This window comes from Lentzea californiensis, from assembly GCF_024648825.1.
In the GTDB taxonomy this organism is placed as follows: Bacteria; Actinomycetota; Actinomycetes; order Mycobacteriales; family Pseudonocardiaceae; genus Lentzea; species Lentzea californiensis.
Window position 1 is genome coordinate 338,669 of the sequence record NZ_JANBBE010000003.1, and the last position, 18,070, is coordinate 356,738.

14 protein-coding genes are annotated in these 18,070 nt (G+C 70.6%); 13 read left to right on the top strand and 1 reads right to left on the bottom strand.

Annotation, left to right across the window (positions count from 1 at the left end; all coding sequences use genetic code 11):
• Positions 1 to 10 precede the first annotated feature (10 nt).
• The 13 genes from LX88_RS15965 to LX88_RS16025 all read left to right on the top strand — a co-directional run bounded on the left by LX88_RS15965 (position 11) and on the right by LX88_RS16025 (position 17,133).
• On the top strand, positions 11 to 148 hold the full coding sequence (locus LX88_RS15965) for a hypothetical protein (protein ID WP_170176063.1): 138 nt from the start codon (positions 11 to 13) through the stop codon (positions 146 to 148).
• A complete protein-coding gene (gene kdpF / locus LX88_RS15970; RefSeq protein ID WP_090063996.1) occupies positions 145 to 243 on the top strand; it encodes a K(+)-transporting ATPase subunit F in 99 nt (32 codons plus the stop codon). Before LX88_RS15965 ends, kdpF begins: the two co-directional genes overlap by 4 nt.
• Positions 243 to 1,865, top strand: coding sequence for a potassium-transporting ATPase subunit KdpA (gene kdpA / locus LX88_RS15975; RefSeq protein WP_258948563.1), 1,623 nt, complete (start codon positions 243 to 245; stop codon positions 1,863 to 1,865). The genes kdpF and kdpA overlap by 1 nt, the downstream gene beginning before the upstream one ends.
• Positions 1,862 to 3,826 carry a potassium-transporting ATPase subunit KdpB gene (kdpB, locus tag LX88_RS15980; RefSeq protein ID WP_258948564.1) on the top strand — a complete coding sequence of 655 codons (1,965 nt, stop codon included), beginning with the start codon at positions 1,862 to 1,864 and terminating at the stop codon, positions 3,824 to 3,826. The genes kdpA and kdpB overlap by 4 nt, the downstream gene beginning before the upstream one ends.
• A 3-nt stretch (positions 3,827 to 3,829) precedes the next feature.
• Positions 3,830 to 4,357, top strand: a complete 528-nt coding sequence (locus LX88_RS15985) for a potassium-transporting ATPase subunit C (protein ID WP_258948565.1) — start codon at positions 3,830 to 3,832, stop codon at positions 4,355 to 4,357.
• Positions 4,335 to 6,833 (top strand): DUF4118 domain-containing protein, encoded by a 2,499-nt coding sequence (locus LX88_RS15990; protein WP_258948566.1) that lies wholly within the window; start codon positions 4,335 to 4,337, stop codon positions 6,831 to 6,833. The genes LX88_RS15985 and LX88_RS15990 overlap by 23 nt, the downstream gene beginning before the upstream one ends.
• Positions 6,830 to 7,507, top strand: a complete 678-nt coding sequence (locus tag LX88_RS15995; protein WP_258948567.1) for a response regulator — start codon at positions 6,830 to 6,832, stop codon at positions 7,505 to 7,507. The genes LX88_RS15990 and LX88_RS15995 overlap by 4 nt, the downstream gene beginning before the upstream one ends.
• A 127-nt stretch (positions 7,508 to 7,634) precedes the next feature.
• Positions 7,635 to 9,125 (top strand): amidohydrolase family protein, encoded by a 1,491-nt coding sequence (locus LX88_RS16000; protein WP_258948568.1) that lies wholly within the window; start codon positions 7,635 to 7,637, stop codon positions 9,123 to 9,125.
• A gap of 110 nt (positions 9,126 to 9,235) precedes the next feature.
• A complete protein-coding gene (gene lysA, locus LX88_RS16005; protein WP_258948569.1) occupies positions 9,236 to 10,546 on the top strand; it encodes a diaminopimelate decarboxylase in 1,311 nt (436 codons plus the stop codon).
• Positions 10,547 to 10,590: 44 nt separating this feature from the next.
• A complete protein-coding gene (locus LX88_RS16010; protein WP_258948570.1) occupies positions 10,591 to 11,871 on the top strand; it encodes an SWIM zinc finger family protein in 1,281 nt (426 codons plus the stop codon).
• Entirely contained in the window at positions 11,868 to 14,336 is a 2,469-nt protein-coding gene (locus LX88_RS16015) for a DUF2267 domain-containing protein (protein ID WP_258948571.1), read from the top strand. Before LX88_RS16010 ends, LX88_RS16015 begins: the two co-directional genes overlap by 4 nt.
• On the top strand, positions 14,333 to 16,825 hold the full coding sequence (locus LX88_RS16020) for a DUF6493 family protein (protein ID WP_258948572.1): 2,493 nt from the start codon (positions 14,333 to 14,335) through the stop codon (positions 16,823 to 16,825). Before LX88_RS16015 ends, LX88_RS16020 begins: the two co-directional genes overlap by 4 nt.
• A 5-nt stretch (positions 16,826 to 16,830) precedes the next feature.
• Positions 16,831 to 17,133, top strand: a complete 303-nt coding sequence (locus LX88_RS16025) for a DUF6968 family protein (protein ID WP_258948573.1) — start codon at positions 16,831 to 16,833, stop codon at positions 17,131 to 17,133.
• On the opposite strand, the gene sph is transcribed toward LX88_RS16025, so the two are convergent.
• Positions 17,126 to 18,052, bottom strand: coding sequence for a sphingomyelin phosphodiesterase (gene sph, locus LX88_RS16030; RefSeq protein ID WP_258948574.1), 927 nt, complete (start codon positions 18,050 to 18,052; stop codon positions 17,126 to 17,128). The genes LX88_RS16025 and sph overlap by 8 nt on opposite strands.
• Between the last annotated feature and the right edge of the window lie 18 nt (positions 18,053 to 18,070).

Here is an 18,070-nt window from a genome sequence, read left to right on the forward strand (position 1 = left end):
GCATTTCCTGATGCACGCTTCCGGGCGTCATCAAGAGCGTCTTTTCGTTGAAGGGAGCGGCGTCATGGCCGACCTGGCCTATGCGTTGCTGCTGATCGTGAGTTTCGTCGTGCTGGGCCTGACGGTGCGTGGACTGGAGAAGTTGTGAGCACGGGACTCGTCGCGAACGCCGTGGCCGGCGTGATCGCACTCGGGCTGATCGTCTACCTGTTCATCGCACTCGTCAGGCCGGAGAAGTTCTGATGTCACCCCTCGTGGCCGGCCTCCTGCAGACCGGCATCCTCCTCACGGCCTTAGCGGTCGTGTACCGGCCTCTCGGCGACTACATGGCCCGCGTCTTCACGGCCAAGGGCCACTTGAAGGCCGAGCGGGCCATCTACCGCTTCGCGCGGATCAACCCGGACGCCGAGCAGAAGTGGAGCACCTACGCGTACGGCGTGCTGGGCTTCTCGTTCGTCGGCATCGTGTTCCTCTACGTGGTCCAACGCGTGCAATCGTTGCTGCCGTTCGGTTTCGACCGCGGCGACATCGGCCCTGGCATGGCGTTCAACACGGCGATCAGCTTCGTGGCCAACACGAACTGGCAGTCGTACGTGCCGGAGGCCGTCATGGGCCACGCGGTCCAGATGATCGGCCTGACCGTGCAGAACTTCGTGTCGGCGGCGGTCGGCCTGGCCGTGGCCATCGCGCTGGTCCGCGGGTTCGTGCGGCACCAGACCGACCGGCTGGGCAATTTCTGGGTCGACCTGGTCCGCGGCACCCTGCGGATCCTGTTGCCGATCGCGTTCATCGGCGCGATCGTGCTGATCGCGTTCGGCGTCACGATGTCGCTCAAGTCCGGAGTGGACGTCGACGGGCAGGTCGTGGCGAACGCTCCCGTCGCCAGCCAGGAGGTCATCAAGGAGCTCGGCACCAACGGCGGCGGAGTCCTCAACGCGAACTCCGCGCACCCGTTCGAGAACCCGGGCGAGTGGACCAACCTGATCGAGATCTTCCTCATCCTGGTCATCCCGGTCGCGCTGACCCGCACGTTCGGCCGGCTTGCCGGCGACAGGAAGCAGGGTTACGTCCTGCTCAGCGTCATGGGCGTCATCTGGACGGCCATGCTCGCGGTGATCTGGGCCGCCGAGGCGAACGGCATCAGGCCGTTGGAGGGCAAAGAACTCCGCTTCGGCATCCCCGGCAGCGCGCTCTTCGCGAACGCCACCACCGGCACGTCGACCGGCGCGGTCAACTCGCTGCACGACAGCTACACCGGGCTCGGCGGCGGTGCCGCGCTGCTCAACATGCTGTTCGGCGAGATGACGCCGGGCGGTGTCGGCACCGGGCTCTACAGCATCCTCGTGATGGCGATCATCGCGATGTTCCTGGCGGGCCTGATGGTCGGCCGCACACCCGAGTACCTGGGGAAGAAGCTGGGGCGCAAGGAGGTCACGGCCGCCGCGGTGTCGATCCTCGCGATGCCGACGGTGCTGCTGATCGGTGCCGGCATCGCCGCGGTCCTGCCGAGCACGCAGGGCGCTCTCAACAACCCGGGAGAGCACGGCCTGTCGGAGATCCTCTACGCCTATGCCTCGGCGTCGAACAACAACGGCAGCGCGTTCGGCGGGATCACGGTGACGAACGACTGGTTCCAGTCGTCGCTCGGCCTGTGCATGCTGTTCGGCCGGTTCGTCCCGATCGTCGCGGTGCTCGCCCTCGCCGGATCCCTTGCGGCGCAGAAGAAGGTGCCGGTCACGGCGGGCACGCTGCCCACCACCGGGCCGCTGTTCGCGACGCTGCTGACCGGCTCGATCGTCCTGGTCGCCGCGCTCACCTTCGTTCCCGCACTCGCTCTCGGTCCCATCGCGGAGGCACTGCTGTGACCACCAAGCCCGGTCTCGCGGCCGCTCTTCCCGAGGCTCTGAAGAAGCTGGACCCGCGCCACCAGTTGCGCAGTCCCGTCATGTTCGTCGTCTGGGCGGGTTCGTTGCTGGTCACCGTGTTCGCGGTGACCGATCCGAGCGTGTTCACCATCGCCGTCGCGGCGTGGCTGTGGTTCACCGTGCTGTTCGCGAACCTCGCCGAGGCCGTCGCGGAGGGACGAGGCAAGGCGCAGGCGGACTCGTTGCGGCGCACCAAGAAGGACGCCGTCGCCAGGCTCGTCGACGGCGACGTCGTGGCGGGCACCGAACTGAAGATCGGCGACCTGGTCGTCGTCGAGGCGGGCGAGGTCGTCCCCGGCGACGGCGATGTGGTCGAGGGCATCGCGACGGTGGACGAGTCCGCGATCACCGGCGAGTCCGCGCCCGTCATCCGCGAGTCCGGCGGTGACCGGTGTGCGGTCACCGGAGGCACGACCGTGCTGTCGGACCGGATCGTCGTCCGGATCACGACCAAACCCGGTGAGTCCTTCGTGGACCGCATGATCGCGCTGGTCGAGGGCGCGGAACGGCAGAAGACGCCGAACGAGATCGCCCTGACCATCCTGCTGTCGACGCTGACGATCATCTTCCTGCTGGCCGTCGTGGCACTGCAGCCGTTCGCGATCTACTCGGGCGGCGAGCAGTCGGTGGTCGTGCTGACCGCGTTGCTGGTCTGCCTGATCCCGACGACCATCGGCGCGCTGCTGTCCGCCATCGGCATCGCCGGCATGGACCGGCTGGTGCAGCGCAACGTCCTGGCCACCTCCGGCAAGGCGGTCGAGGCCGCCGGCGACATCGACACGTTGCTGCTCGACAAGACCGGCACGATCACCTGGGGCAACCGGCGCGCGACCGAGTTCATCCCCGTCGGCCCTACCTCCGACGAGACGCTCGTCGCGGCGGCCCGGCTGGCGAGCCTGGCCGACGACACCCCGGAAGGCCGCAGCATCCTCGAGCTGGCGGGCGGTGAACCCGCCAGTGAGCACGAGAAGACCGGCGAGTTCGTCCCGTTCACCGCCCAGACCAGGATGTCCGGCATCGACCTCGGCGAGCGCAGCATCCGCAAGGGCGCGGCGTCGGCGTTCGAGCTGACCGACACGGCCCGCGAGATCGTCGACGAGATCAGCGCGCAGGGCGGCACCCCGCTCGTCGTCGCCGAAAACGATCATTCGGGAAACGGGAAGGTGCTCGGCATCATCCGGCTGTCGGACGTGGTGAAGCCCGGCATGAGGGAACGCTTCGCCGAGCTGCGCGCGATGGGCATCCGGACGGTCATGGTCACGGGCGACAACCCGTTGACCGCCAAGGCCATCGCCGAGGAGGCAGGGGTCGACGACTTCCTCGCCGAGGCCAAGCCCGAGGACAAGATGGCCCTGATCCGCAAGGAGCAGGAGGGCGGCCGGCTGGTCGCGATGACCGGTGACGGCACGAACGACGCGCCCGCGCTGGCCCAGGCGGACGTCGGTGTCGCGATGAACACCGGCACGTCGGCCGCGAAGGAGGCCGGCAACATGGTCGACCTCGACTCGGACCCGACCAAGCTCATCGAGATCGTGGAGATCGGCAAGCAGCTGCTGATCACGCGCGGTGCGCTGACGACGTTCTCCGTGGCGAACGACCTGGCGAAGTACTTCGCGATCCTGCCCGCCATGTTCGCGGCGATCTACCCGGCGCTGGACAGGCTCAACATCATGCACCTGGCCACGCCCCAGTCCGCGATCCTGTCGGCGGTGATCTTCAACGCGCTGGTCATCGTGGCGCTGATCCCGCTGGCGCTCAAGGGCGTGCGGTACCGGCCGTCCAGTGCCTCGGCGCTGCTGCGGCGCAACCTGCTGATCTACGGCCTGGGCGGCGTCGTGACGCCGTTCGCCGGGATCTGGCTGATCGACCTGCTCGTGCGACTCATCCCCGGGATCGGCTGAACAATGACGAACTTCCTCAAGCAGTCTTGGGCGGGGCTGCGGACCTTGCTCGCACTCACCGTGCTCCTCGGGGTGCTCTACCCGCTGTCGGTGTGGGGTGTCTCGCGGATTCCCGGCCTGCACGCCAACGCCGAGGCGCAGGACACCACGCTGGTGGCCGTCGCACGCGAAGGAGACCAGTACTTCGTGCTACGCCCGTCCGCCGCGACGCTGCCCGCGTCCGGCGGTTCGAACAAGGGCGAGCTGAACGAGGACTACACCAAGGTCGTCGCCGAGCGCCGCACCGCTGTGGCGCAACGCGAAGGCGTGCCCGAGAGCAAGGTGCCGCAGGACGCCGTGACGGCGTCCGCGTCCGGTCTCGACCCGCACATCAGCCCGGAGTACGCGGCGTTGCAGGTGCCCCGTGTGGCGCGCGCGTCCGGGCTGTCCGTGGAGGAGGTGCGGGAACTGGTCGCCTCCGCCACTCACGGCACCTTCACCAGCACCGTCAACGTGACTGCGCTGAACCGTGCCATCGACAGCGCCAGTTGACGGTCGCCGGGGTGAGCTGAGGATCTACCTCGGCGCCGCTCCCGGCGCCGGCAAGACCTTCGCCGTGCTCGGCGAGGCCCACCGGCGCCGGGAGCGCGGCACGGAGGTGGTCGTCGGACTCGTGGAGACCCACGGCCGGGACAGGACCGCCTCCCTGCTCGAAGGCCTGGAGGTGGTGCCACGCAGGGTGGTGCGGCACCGCGAACTCGAAGTGTCCGAAATGGACGTGGACGCGGTCCTGGCCCGCCGGCCCGAGGTGGCGGTGGTCGACGAGCTCGCGCACACCAACGCGCCGGGCTCGCGCAACGAGAAGCGGTGGCAGGACGTCGAGGAACTGCTCGAAGCGGGCATCGACGTCCTGTCGACGGTGAACGTCCAGCACCTGGAGTCGCTCAACGACGTCGTCGAGCGGATCACCGGTGTGCGGCAACGGGAAACGGTGCCGGACGAGGTGGTCCGCCGCGCCGAGCAGGTCGAGCTGGTCGACATCACGCCCGAGGCGTTGCGACGGCGGCTGGCCCACGGCAACGTCTACCCGGCACACCGGATCGACGCCGCGCTGGGCAACTACTTCCGGCTCGGCAACCTGACGGCGTTGCGCGAGCTGGCGTTGCTGTGGGTCGCCGACCAGGTCGACGTCGCGTTGCAGCGGTACCGCAGCGAGAAGGAGATCACCGACACCTGGGAGACCAGGGAACGGGTCGTCGTCTCGGTCACCGGAGGCCCGGAGAGCGAGACGCTGATCCGCCGCGCCCGCCGGATCGCGACGAGGGCGGGCGCGGAGCTCCTGGTGGTGCACGTGCTGCGCGGCGACGGCCTGTCCGGTGCCACACCCGAGCACATCGCCCGCTCCCGCAGGATCACCGAGGACGTCGGTGCCACGTTCCACTCGGTGGTGGGCGACGACGTGCCCACGGCGCTGCTGGAGTTCGCTCGCGGGGTCAACGCCACCCAGCTCGTGCTGGGCACCTCGCGCAGGTCACGGGTCGCGCGCGCGTTCGACGAGGGCATCGGCGCGGCCGTGGTGCAGGAGTCCGGCGCGATCGACGTGCACATGGTCACGCACGACGAGTCGCGGCGAGGGCTGCGCTGGAGGACCGGCGTGGATCCGCTGTCGCTGCAGCGCCGCCTCATCGGCTGGAGCCTGTCGCTGGTGTTGCCGGCCGCGGTGACGGCGCTGGGCACGCTGTGGCGCGACGAGCTGGACTTCTCGACCGACCTGGTGGCGTTCCTGCTGGTCACGTGCGTGGTGGCGATCGCGGGCGGGCTGGGGCCCGCGTTGTTCTGCGCGGTCCTGGGGGCTGGGCTGCTGAACTACTTCTTCACCGAGCCCTACTACAGCCTGGCCGTGCGGACGCCGGAGAACGTGATCACGCTGGCGGCCATGGTGATCGTCGCGACCGTGGTGGCGCTGACGGTCGACCGGGCGGCGCGGCTGGCGGAGCAGGGCGCGCGGGCGCGGACCGAGGCCGCGTTGCTGGCCTCCTACTCGCGCACCGTGCTCACGAGCCCGTATCCGCTGACCCGGCTGCTGGAGAAGATCCGGGAGAACTTCGGCCTGGAGTCGGTCGTGCTGGCGGAACGACGGGACGGTGCGTGGAAGTGCGTGGAGCGCGCCGGAAGCGATCTCGGTCCCGTGACCGAGGTGGCGGTCACCGGCGACGTGCGGCTGAGGCTGAGCGGGCGCGTGCTGCCCGCGAGCGACCAGCGGGTGCTGGAAGCCGCGGCAGGGCAGACGTTCGTGGCACTGCGGCAGCAACGGATGGCCGCTGAAGCCCTGCACGCGCAACGGAAGGCGGAGACGTCGGAGTTGCGCACGGCCCTGCTGTCGGCGGTGGGCCATGACCTCCGCACACCGCTGACGTCCATCAAGGCGGCGATCGGGAGCCTGCGCGACGACTCGCTGCCACTGTCCGAAGAGGACGTGAGCGAGCTGATGGCGACCGTGGAGGAGTCCGCGGACCGGCTGACCGGCCTGGTGGACAACCTGCTGGACTCGTCCCGGCTCGCGACCGGTTCGGTCGAGCCGGTGCTGCGGCCGGTCGGCTACTACGAGGTCGTGGCCAGGGCACTGACCGGCATCGGGGGAGAGGTGTCGGTGGTGGTGGCCGAGGACCTGCCGCCCGTGCTGGCGGACCTGGGGCTGCTGGAACGCGTGGTCGCGAACGTGGTGGACAACGCCCTGCGGCACGGCAGCCCGTCGCCGGTGGCGGTCCGAGCGAGCAGCCACGGCTCGTCCGTCGAGCTGCGGGTCGTGGACCACGGCCCCGGACTGCCGAAGAAGGCGGAACACAAGCTGTTCGCGCCGTTCCAGCGCCTCGGCGACCGCTCCGCCACACCGGGCGTCGGGCTCGGGCTGAGCGTCGCGAAGGGCTTCACCGCCGCCATGGGCGGGGAGATCAGCGCCGAGGACACCCCGGGCGGCGGACTGACCGTCGTCATCTCCCTGCCCGTCTACGAGGAGAGTTCCCGATGACATCAGTGCTGGTGGTCGACGACGAACCGCAGATCGTGCGCGCGTTGAGGATCAACCTCAGCGCACGGGGCTACGACGTGATGACGGCCTACGACGGCAGATCCGCCCTGGGCGTCGCCGTCGAGGGCAAGCCGGACGTCGTCGTGCTCGACCTCGGCCTGCCGGACATCGACGGCGTGGACGTGATCGCGGGCCTGCGCGGCTGGACCACGATCCCGATCATCGTGCTGTCCGCGCGCACCGACTCGTCGGCCAAGGTCGAGGCCCTCGACGCCGGCGCCGACGACTACGTGACGAAGCCGTTCGGGATGGACGAGCTGCTGGCCAGGCTGCGGGCCGCCGTGCGCCGCAACGCGTCTCGCGAGGACTGCGACCCCGTGGTCGAGACGGCGTCGTTCGTCGTCGACCTGGCGGTGAAGAAGGTGCGGCGGAACGGGCGCGAGGTCCACCTGACGCCGACCGAGTGGGGTCTCGTCGAGATCCTCGCGCGCAACCCCGGCCGGCTGGTGTCGCAGAAGCAGCTGTTGCAGGAGGTGTGGGGACCGATGCACGTCAACGAGTCCCAGTACCTGCGCGTCTACTTCGCCCAGCTGCGGCGCAAGCTGGAGGACGACCCGGCCCGCCCGCGCCACCTCATCACCGAGCCGGGAATGGGGTACCGCTTCGAGGTGTGAGGTCGACGGGAAGCCGTGATCGCGCTTCCGGTGTGGATCCGGCCGTAGATCCTCCGGCTAGCCCTACTGTCCCACCGCCCCGAAGTCGCTAACTTGGAGCCAGGGGACTTCGGGGGAAGGTGGAGCAGTGGGGGAGTTTGCGCGCCGGGACGTGCTGTCCTGGCTGGGGAAAGGCGCACTCGGAGCGGTCGCGCTGGGTGCCGTGGGGCAACCCGCGATGGCGGCGAGCGGCGTGACCGTGCTGCGAGGAGCGACGCTCGTCGACGGCACGGGGCGCCCGCCCGTCCGTGACGCGACCATCGTGCTGGCCGGCGACCGGATCCTGGCCGCCGGCCGCCACCGTGACGTCCCGCGCGGCCTGCGGGTGATCGACGTGGCCGGGAAGTACGTGATCCCAGGCCTGTGGGACCTGCACACGCACGCGACGTTCTACGAGAACACCGTCGCGCCACTGCACGTCGTCCAAGGCGTCACCGGCATCCGCGAGATGTGGGGCCAGCCCGAGACCCACGACACCCGCCGTCGCATCGAGACCGGCGAGGTCCTCGGTCCGCGCATGGTGGTCGCCAGCACGATCGTCGACGGACCCGGCTCCATCTGGCCCGGTTCGGACGTCGTCCGCACCCCGGCGGAGGCCCGCGCCGCCGTGCGCAGGGCCAGGGACGGGGGAGCGGACTTCGTCAAGGTCTACTCGTTCCTCTCGCCGGAGTGCCACGCCGCCATCGCCGACGAGGCCCGCAGGCTCCGGATCCCGTTCGCCGGGCACGTTCCGGCCCGCGTGCCGGTGCAGGACGCGCTGGCGCAGCACACCCACGAACACCTCTACAACCTGTTCACGTCCACATCGGACAACGCCGACGCCCTGTACGCGCAGCTCCGTGCCATGCCCGACGACCCGGCCGACCCGAACTGGTGGGGCCGCCACGCGGGCCGGATGGAACGCGCGGCCGTCGCCACCCACTCACCGGCCCGCGCCCGGCAGGTGTTCGCCGCGATGGCCGGGCAGGGGACCTGGCAGTCGCCGACGCTCTTCGTCGAACGGAACATGTCCCGCTCGCCCGAGACCATCACGAACGATCCGGTGGCCCTCGAACGGATGCGGTACATCCCGGTCGGCCTGCGCGCGCAGTGGCAGCAGATCATGTCCGGCCGCCCCACCCGCACGCCTGAGGAAGTCGCGGAGCTGCGGAAGTTCGGCGACGCCCGCATGCGCCTGCTCCAGCAGATGCACGAGGCGGGTGTGGGCGTCGTCGCGGGCACGGACGCGGGCTTCGCCTACGTCTTCCCGGGCTTCTCCCTGCACGACGAGCTGGCGTTGCTGGTCCAGGCGGGTCTCAGCCCGGCCCAGGCCCTCCAGGCCGCCACCCGCGACGCCGCGCGCTGCGTCGGCCGGGAGCACGAGTCGGGCACGGTCACGCCGGGCAAGCAGGCGGACCTGGTCGTGCTGGACGCGGACCCGTTGCGGGACATCACGAACGTGGGCCGCATCCACGCCGTCGTCAGCCGGGGCCGCTACCTCGGCCCGGCCGACCGCGCGCGCGTCCTCCGGGAGATCGAGGTCGCCGCACAGGAACCGGTCGAGGCACCGGCGACGCCGATGGGGTGCTGCGAGCACTGATGTGGTCCCCGCCACCGCGGTCGTCAGGATCGCGTCAAGGCGGGGCCCGCCCGTGTCAGGGTCTCGTCCGGAACCTGGGCACGGACCCGCGGCAGGCGTGTGCTGGACGCATGACACTCGCGGAGTTGTTGCCCAGCACCGGATGCTCCACCGAACCGGTGCTGGAGGACGGTCTCTGGCCGGACGGCACCCGGATCGCCGGCCAGGACCTGGTCATCGGTGGAGTCCCCGCCACTCAGCTCGCGGCCCGCTTCGGCACCCCGTGCCAGGTCCTGGACGAACGGACGGTCCGCACCAGGGCGAGGGCCTTCCGCGCCGCACTCCCCGGCGTCGAGGTCGTGTTCGCGGGGAAGTCGTTGCCCTGTCCCGAGGTCTACCGGTGGATGGCGCAGGAAGGCCTGTCCCTGGACGTGTCGTCGGCCGGAGAGCTCGCACTGGCCAGGGCCGCGGGCTTCCCGGCGGCACGAATCGTCATGCACGGCAACGTGAAGACCGCCGAGGACCTCAAGGCGGCCCTGGAGCACGGCGTCTCCAGGATCGTCGTCGACTCGTTCGACGAGATCGCCCAGCTCGGTGCCCTGGCGACCCGCGGCCAGGAGGTCATGGTCCGCGTGACGCCCGGCGTCGACGCCCACACCCACGCCAAGATCGCGACCGGCGTGGAGGACCAGAAGTTCGGCTTCTCACTGGCTTCCGGCGCCGCTCTGGAGGCGATCCTGCGCGTGGCCGAGCAGCCGTCGCTGACACTCGTGGGCCTGCACTGCCACATCGGCTCGCAGGTGAAACACGTTGCGAGCTATGAAGAGGCCGTGCGGCGGATGGCGGGCCTGATCGCGTCCTGCGGCACCAGGATCGAACAGCTCGACCTCGGCGGCGGGTTCTGCGCGCCGTACCTCAAGGGCGACACGGACTTCGACCTCGCGGGGTTCGCCCACCGCGTCCAGGGCGCCCTCAACTACGAGTGCGCGCTGCACCGCGTCCCACTCCCGCGCCTGCTCGTCGAACCCGGACGCGCGATCGTCGCGAACGCCGGGGTGACGCTGTACCGGGTGTGCGCGGTCAAGGAGTCGACCCGGACGTTCGTGGCCGTCGACGGCGGCATGAGCGACAACCCGCGTCCCGCGTTGTACGGCGTGAAGTACGCCGTCCGGCTCGTGGGCCGCGGCGGAAAAGCCAAGCCCGTCACCGTTGTCGGCCGGCACTGCGAGGCCGGTGACGTGCTCGCCGAGGACGTGCTCCTCCCCGGCGACGTGCACGCGGGAGACCTGCTCGCCGTCCCCGCGACGGGTGCCTACCACCACGCCCTGGCCTCGAACTACAACCAGGTCTGCCGGCCGCCGGTCATCGCCGTCAGCGACGGGGTCGCCAGGCCGATCGTGCGCAGGGAGACGGAGGAGGACCTGCTGCGCCGCTACGTTTGATCATTCGGGTGCCGAGTCGAACGTCTGTTCCCTAGGGTGGCGCGATGCACTCGTACGCCTACGTGGCCGACTCCCGGCTGGACGAGACGCGGCGCGCCCTCGGACTGCAGACCTCCGGTGGCCGGGCGCCGAACCCGCGCTTCTTCACCGGGTTCCTCGGCGACGCGCAGCAGGCCGCGACGGCGTTGCTCGCCATCGCCAAGATCGCCGGCACCCGCTACTTCCAGCCCACCACCGAGCGCCTGCGGGACCCGGTCGTCACCTGCAACGGCGACCGGCTGCGCTTCGAGTCGTTCTCCGGCTGCTGCGGTGTCTACGCGCGCCTGGACGTCCTCGGCGACGCCCTCGACGGTGAGGTGCACGACCGCGGCACCACGAACGTCGACGTCAACGAGCCGCTGCGGCGCGCGCTCGCCCGCGTGACCAAGGGCGACCCGCTGCACCTCACGGTCGGGCCCGACCAGGTCGAGTTCGGCACGCTCGACGGCGCGGTCGTCGAGAAGAAGGTCCCGCTGCCGCCGCGCTGGTTGCGGGGGTTCGCCGAGACCCAGGTCCTCACCTCGAAGTTCGACCTGAAGGCCGAGCTCTCGGCGGCGGACGCGCAGCGGTTCCTCAAGACGCTGCCCAAGGGCCGTGCGGCGGTGTGGGCGGTGCCGTCCGGGAGGTCGCTGCGGCTCAGCGGAACGGCCTCGGCCAACGCGGTGTGCCTGGCGGGCCCGAACCGCCTCGAGACGCTCATCCCGTTGCTGCGCTTCGCGAAGGCCGTCCGGCTCTACGGTCCGCCGGCCGACGGCAAGCCGGTCGCGAGCGGCTGGGAGGTCGACCTCGGTGCGCAACGCCTGACGCTCGTCCTGTCGCCCGAGGTCACCCGCGGCCTGTCCGGCGAAGGCGCGGTCCTCGACGGACTCGCCGCCGGAGACGCCGACACCGACGCCGAACTGGTCGGCGCGCTGCTCGACTTCGAGCCCCGCGTGGACGTCGCCGACCTGGCCGACCGGTCCGGGCTCACCCCGGCCAGGGTCAGGGACGCGCTGGCACAACTGGGCACGGCCGGCCGCGTGGGCTACGACCTCGCCGAGGCGTCGTACTTCCACCGCGAACTGCCCTACGGCGGCATCGACGTCGAGGCCATGAACCCCAGGCTGCGCAACGCGAAGGCGCTCGTCGCGCAGAACGCCGTCGGCTGGGACGGCGACACCGCGGTCGTCGGCACTTACCGCGTCAACGGCGAGGCGTGCACCTGCCAGTGGTGGGCCGAGTACCGCGGCGGGCGCGGCAAGTGCAAGCACGTGCTGGCCGCGGACATGGTCAGGGGCAAGGCGTGAGCTTCGACCGGATCCAGGCCCTGATCGAGGCGGGTCACGCCCACCCGCTGGCGGAGGCGCTCAAGAGCCTCACCCCCGAGCGGCGCAAGGAGTGCGCGAAGGACCTGATCGCGTACGAGAAGGCACACCGGGCGAGCGACGTGCGCTGGCAGCACGGCGAGCCGCTGGCGATCGCGGGTGCGGGCCTGCTGCCGAGCGTGTCGGCGCTCACCCCGTGGCTGGTCCGGTACCAGATCTCGATGCACCACAGCCGGCGGCACGACGACAACATCGGTGCTCTCGTCGACGTGCTGCGGCATCGCGAGCTCACGTGGATGCCGGACTTGGTCACGAGGATCGCCGCGAGGATGCCGACGCGTGAGCGCTGGCGGCAGGACCTCCTCCACGTCGTCCTGGAGTTCTGCGGCGACGACCCGCCGGACTCGGACGGCTTCCTGTTGCACTTCATGGACTCCGGCGGCCACACGAGGTGGAGGCCCGCGTTCGACGCGTTGATCCCGCGGATGCTGGAGGTCGCCGGCAGTGGCGGGATCATGGGCGCCCGCCGCCAGTGGCCCGAGTTCCTGTGCGACAGGGCGGACCGGCAGGTGCTGCTCGACGGCTGCCTGGCCCGCCTGCAGCAGGGAGGAACGGCCGCCGAGGTGGGTGGTTTCCTCGTCCTGCACGAGGTCGTCGAGGTCACGGTCGACGAGATCGCGACGCACGTGCGGGACTACGTCGCGATGCTCCCGGACTCGCGGTCGACGGTCGCGGGCCTTGCTCAGGACCAGCTGAAGCGGCTCGACGATGCCGGCAGGCTCGACTTCGGCCTGCTGTGCGAGGCGAGCAGGTGGGTGTTCGGCCGCACCGAGAAGAAGCTCGTCCGCGCCCAGCTCGTCTGGCTCGGCAAGCACGGCAAGGCGAACCCGGACAACGTGGTGCTGACTGCTGCGGAGCTGTTCGCGCACGAGTCGGACGACCTGCGCGGCCAGGCCGTCACGCTGATCGCGAAGCACCTCGGCAACGCTCGCGACACGACGCAGGCCGAGATCCGGGCGCTGGCCGAGCAGCTGCCGGGCGACCTGGCGGCACAGCTCGGCGGCACCACGTCCCAGGAACAGGCCCCGGAACTGGCCGCGTTCGAGCCCAGGCCGTTCCCGAGCCCGATCGCCACCCTCGACGAACTCACCAGGGAGCTGCTCTGCGCGTTCGGCCGCGACTCGAGCTACGTCGAACCGTCCACAGCGGAACGCGTCATCGAGGCGGTGGTCCGGTTCGCCTGGCAGGACAGGGAAGCTCTCGCCCAGGCGATCCGGCCCTTCGCCGAGAACACCCCGTGGTTCGACGACTCCCAGCACACCCCGCGTTCCGAGCTCATCGGAGCGGTGCTCGACGCGCAGGACAAGCCGCGCCCGCTGAAGCACGAGGTGAGCACCGAACTGGACTTCGCTCACAACCGGAAGCCGGAGCACGGCATCGGGGCGCTCGGGGACGCACTCGCGAAGCGGCTGTACGAGATCGGGAGGGGCCTCGTCCACCTGCCGAAGCCGGCCCTGGTCTCCACGCCCACCGAGATGTCCGGCCTGATCGACCCGGCGACGCTGGCCGGCCGCCTGGCCAGGGCCGAGGCCGAGGGCTGGGAACCGTGGCAGCGCGACCTGCGCCAAGCCCTCCAGCGCCTGCCACGCGACACGGACCCCGGCCTGTTCGCGTCGCTGACCAGCAAGGCGGGCGCGAAGGTGCGCGACTGGCTCGCGAACAGGACCGACCCCGAGGTCGCCATCGCGGAACGCACCTACCGGCATCCGTGGCGGTACTCGTCGTACATGGCCGAGACCGGCCTGTACGCGACCGTCACCCCCGGTTTGGAGGAGCCGGAGCAGTTCCTGCGCGAGAACGACGCCTGGGGCTCGATGATGGAGTGGTGGCCCTCCTCGTTGCCTGTTCAGCGCGAGGTCGTCGCGGCCCACCTCATTCCGCACCTGCGGGCGCGCACGGCGTCGAAGGGCGTCGACGGCCGGCTCCTGCCGATGCTCGCCGAAGCCCACGGCCCGGCGGGCCCCGCCGTGCACCTCGCCCTGTCGTACGGACTCGGGGCCGAACTGGTCGTCAACCGCGCCCACGCCGTCGACGCGGTCCTGATCCTCGCGGCCCGCGACCAGCTCGACGGCGGAGCGCTCGGCGACTTCCTGGGGCAGTTGCTCGACATCGGTGACCTCGTGATGAACCGGGTCGCGCCCGGTCTGCGGGACGCGGCCCGTTCCGGCGCGGCAAGGCAGATCTGGGACGTGCTGGCCGCCGCGTTGCCGAGGCTCTGGACCCACAACCGGGTGGCGGACCTGGTCGAGCTCGCGGTCGAACTGGCCCAGCTGCTCCAGCCCGGCGGTGAGGTTCCAGGACTCGCCGAGGTAGCGGCCCGCAAGGGATCGAGCAAGTCGGTCGTGCAGGCGAAGAGGCTGATGAACGCACTGGGAGGGACGGCGTGAGCTTCGACGGGATCCAAGCACTCATCGAGTCGAACCAGCTGCTCGCGCTCGGCGAGGTGCTGAAGGGCCTCACACCGGAGGAACGCAAGGAGCGCGCGGCTGGCCTCGTCGCGTACGAGAAGGCGCGGCGGGCGTCCGGCCGGAACTGGGAGCACACCGCGGCGATGCACATGGCGGGCATCGGGTTGCTCCCGAACGCGTCCACGCTCACGCCGTGGCTCGTGCGCCACCAGATCTGGTGGCACCGCGCGAGCCAGGAGAACGGCACGCTCGAGGCCCTGGACGTGCTGCGGCACCGCAATCCCGCGTGGCTGCCGGACCTGGTCGCGCGGATCGCGGCCAAGATGCCCTCCCGGGAGCCGAGCCGGCACGACCTGCTGAGGATCGTGCTGGAGTTCTGCGGCGACGACCCGCCGGACACCGACGGGTTCCTGCTGGCGTTCATGGACTACGGCGGCCACACGCGCTGGCGCCCGTCATTCGACGCGCTGATCCCGCGCATGCTGGAGGTCGCCGGAGCCGGTGCCCTCTTCGCGAACACCTGGCAGTGGCCGCAGTTCCTGAAGGAGCGCGCGGACCGGCAGGTTCTCCTCGACGGCTGCCTCGCGCGACTCCAGCAGGGCGGCAGCGCCAGGGAGATGGAGGGTTTCCTCGCGTTGCACAAGGTTCTCGACGTGACGCTCGACGAGACGGCCGAGCACGCACGGGACTACGTCGCGATGCTGCCCGACTCGCGGTTGCCGGTCGCCACCCTCGCACAGAACCGGCTGAAGGCGTTGGACGAAGCGGGGAAGCTCGACTTCGACCTGCTCGCCGACGCGAGCCGGTGGGTCTTCGGCCGCACCGAGAAGAAGCTCATCCGCACCCAGCTCACGTGGCTCGGCAAGCACGCGAAGTCCACTCCGGATGGCGTCGTGCTGACCGTCGCGGAGCTGTTCGCGCACGAGTCGGACGACCTGCGCGGCCAGGCCGTCAAGCTGATCGCCAAGTACCAGGCCAAGATCAGCGATGTCACGAGAACCGAACTGCTGGCATCGGCTGAGCAGCTGCCTTCCGACCTCGCCGCCCAGCTCGGCGCCGAGACGGTGGCGGAGGAGGCGTTCGAGCTCGCACCGTTCACGCCGCGCCCGTGGCCGGACCCGATCGCCACGCTGGACGAGCTGACCGGCGAGGTGCGCGGGCTCTTCGGCCGCGACGCGGGGCAGGTCGACCTCGTGACCGCGGAACGGATCATCGAGGCCGTCGTCCGCTTCGCCTGGCAGGACGGGGAAGCGATCGCGAAGGCGTTCGCGCCGATCTACGACAAGCACCCGTGGATGCTGAACCAGGGTGCCTACGAGACCTACCCCGACCACGCCCGGCGCGACTGCTGGTCGGTGCTCGTCTCGGTCATCGCCGCCGTGTCAGGCCAGGTGGCACCAGCCGGCCCGATCGAGTCGGTGCTGGAGGCCGCCAGGACCTGGTTGAAGCAGCTCAGGCGCGCGGAGGTGGGCTCGGTCAGCCTGCAACTCGCGAAGAGGCTGAACGAGATCGCCAAGGGCCTCGTCGCCTCGCCGCGCCCGGCACTGGTGTCGACCCCGACCGAGATGTCCGGCCTGCTCGACGCCGCCACGCTGCTCGAACGCCTCGTCAAGGCCGAGGCGGAGAACTGGGAACCGTGGCCCCGTGACCTCCGGCAGGCCTACCACCGGCTGCCGCGCGACACCCGTCCCGAGGACTTCACGTCGCTCACGAGCAACGCGGGCAGGTTGCTGCGCGAGTGGCTCGAGGACCTGAGCGACCCGGTGGCTGAGTTGGTCGAACGCACGCGTGAGCAGCGCTACTTCTACGGCACGCCGCCGCCCCCGGAGAAGCGCCTGCTCGTGACGCTCACGCCCGGCCTGGTCGATCCGGAGCGGTACTGGTTCGGTCACGGCTGGGGCGCCATGCTCGTGTGCTGGCCCGCTGTCCTGCCCGCGCAACGCGAGGTCGTCGCCGCGTTCCTCGTGCCGCTCCTCGCGAACGGCCGGGAGTCGAAGGTCGACGACGGCCCGGTGCTGCCCGCGCTCGCCGAGGCGGACGGCCCGATCGGCGTCGCCACCCACCTGGCGCTCGCCTACGGGCTCGGCGCCGAGGGAACGGTCGCCCGCGCCCACGCCGCCGACGCGTTGCTGATCCTCGCGGCCCGCGACCACCTCGACGGCAAAGCACTGGGCGAGGTCGTCGGCCTGCTGCTGGAACGCGGTGAACTCGCGCTGAACCGCGTGGTGCCGTGCCTGCGCGACGCGGCACGCTCCGGTGCCACCGCCCAGATCTGGGACCTGCTGACGACCACGCTGCCGAAGGCGTGGTCGCACAACAGGGTCGCGGACCTGGTCGAGCTCGCGGTCGAGCTGGCTCAGCGGCTCCAGCCCGGCGGCACCGTCGAGGGCCTCGCGGAGATGGCGGCCCGCAAGGGTTCCAGCAAGACGGCCGTCCAGGCCCGGAGACTGGTGAACGCACTAGGCTGAGCGGTATGGACCTGGGCGCAGTCATCGCCGAACGGCAGATCGAGGGCAGGGCACCGGACGGATCACCCTTCGAGGTGGTGATCAGGTTCGGTGCCCCGCGCCCGGACCCGTTGAGCGACAACGGTGACTACGAATGTCCACATCAGATCGGGGACGACGAGGTCGCTGCCGCGTACGGCATCGACTCGCTGCAGGCCCTGCTGCTCAGCGTCTACGCCGTGCGGATCAAGCTGGCCGATTCGGGCGCCACCCTGGACTGGCTGGGGATGCCCGAGCTCGGCCTGACGGTCGCGCCCGCGCTCAGCTAGCGAAGACCGGGTAGTGGTCGGACAGGTCGTTGAAGGTGTACTTGCGCCCCCAAGACCAGATCGACCACTCAGGACTCTTCACCCGCCGGGTCTCGTTGCGCAGCAACGGGCCCTGGATCGTCAACACGTAGTCGAGGTGCTCGGAGGCGTACTCCGGCCCGTACTGGTCACGGCAGACGCTGTTGTCCGCGCAGTCCCACGAGAACGGGTGCCCGCCGATCTCCGGCGTCCGCGTGCCCAGTTCCGACACCATCTGCGGGAACTCGGCGCTTGCCTTGACCACGTTCAGGTCGCCCGCCACGTACACGGGCTCGGCCGCGGGGATGTTCCGCGCCGTCAGGAACGCCCTGATCTCGGCCCGCTGCTTCGCCCGGTACCCGCCCGGCGCGCTGGTGCAGGCCGAGTCCTCGGCCTGCATGTGCGTCCCGATGACGTGCAGCGGCCCGGCCGGCGCGTCGATCCGCACGTACGCGAACCCCTTGTTGGAGAACCAGTCCGCGCCGCAGCCGTCCCGGTAGACGTGCTGGACCCGCGTGGTGATCGGCCACCGGCTCAGCACCGCGACACCGCCGTCCTCCGGCGTCGAGTCGCTGTACCTGCCGCTCGTCACGTCCCACCCGGCCTTGCTGCGGCCCAGCACCGGCGTCTGGTGCGGGTACGTGTCGCGCAGGTTCGCCAGCAACCGGTCCGAGGCGGCGTTGTCGAAGGCCTCGTTGAGCACGACGACGTCCTGGCCGTTCAGCACACCGGTGCTGTCGATCAGGTCGGCGCGGGCGACCTGACCCCAGTTCGGGTAGAGGTTCCGCGACAGCATGAAGACGTTGTAGGTGGCGATCCTCGGAGCAGCGGGGGCCGCGACCGCCGGGGTGGCGAGCGAGATCGTCAGCGCGGCGGCGACGGCGAGCGTGATCAGGCGCATGGAGCCCGATGGTGGCGG

Bases quoted from the DNA above. Each gene is read 5' to 3' on its own strand.
- LX88_RS16010 (WP_258948570.1), top strand. From the start codon at position 10,591: ATGCACTCGTACGCCTACGTGGCCGACTCCCGGCTGGACGAGACGCGG.
- LX88_RS15965 (WP_170176063.1), top strand. From the start codon at position 11: ATGCACGCTTCCGGGCGTCATCAAGAGCGTCTTTTCGTTGAAGGGAGC.
- kdpA (WP_258948563.1), top strand. From the start codon at position 243: ATGTCACCCCTCGTGGCCGGCCTCCTGCAGACCGGCATCCTCCTCACG.
- LX88_RS15995 (WP_258948567.1), top strand. From the start codon at position 6,830: ATGACATCAGTGCTGGTGGTCGACGACGAACCGCAGATCGTGCGCGCG.
- LX88_RS16025 (WP_258948573.1), top strand. From the start codon at position 16,831: ATGGACCTGGGCGCAGTCATCGCCGAACGGCAGATCGAGGGCAGGGCA.
- lysA (WP_258948569.1), top strand. From the start codon at position 9,236: ATGACACTCGCGGAGTTGTTGCCCAGCACCGGATGCTCCACCGAACCG.
- sph (WP_258948574.1), bottom strand. From the start codon at position 18,052: ATGCGCCTGATCACGCTCGCCGTCGCCGCCGCGCTGACGATCTCGCTC.
- LX88_RS15985 (WP_258948565.1), top strand. From the start codon at position 3,830: ATGACGAACTTCCTCAAGCAGTCTTGGGCGGGGCTGCGGACCTTGCTC.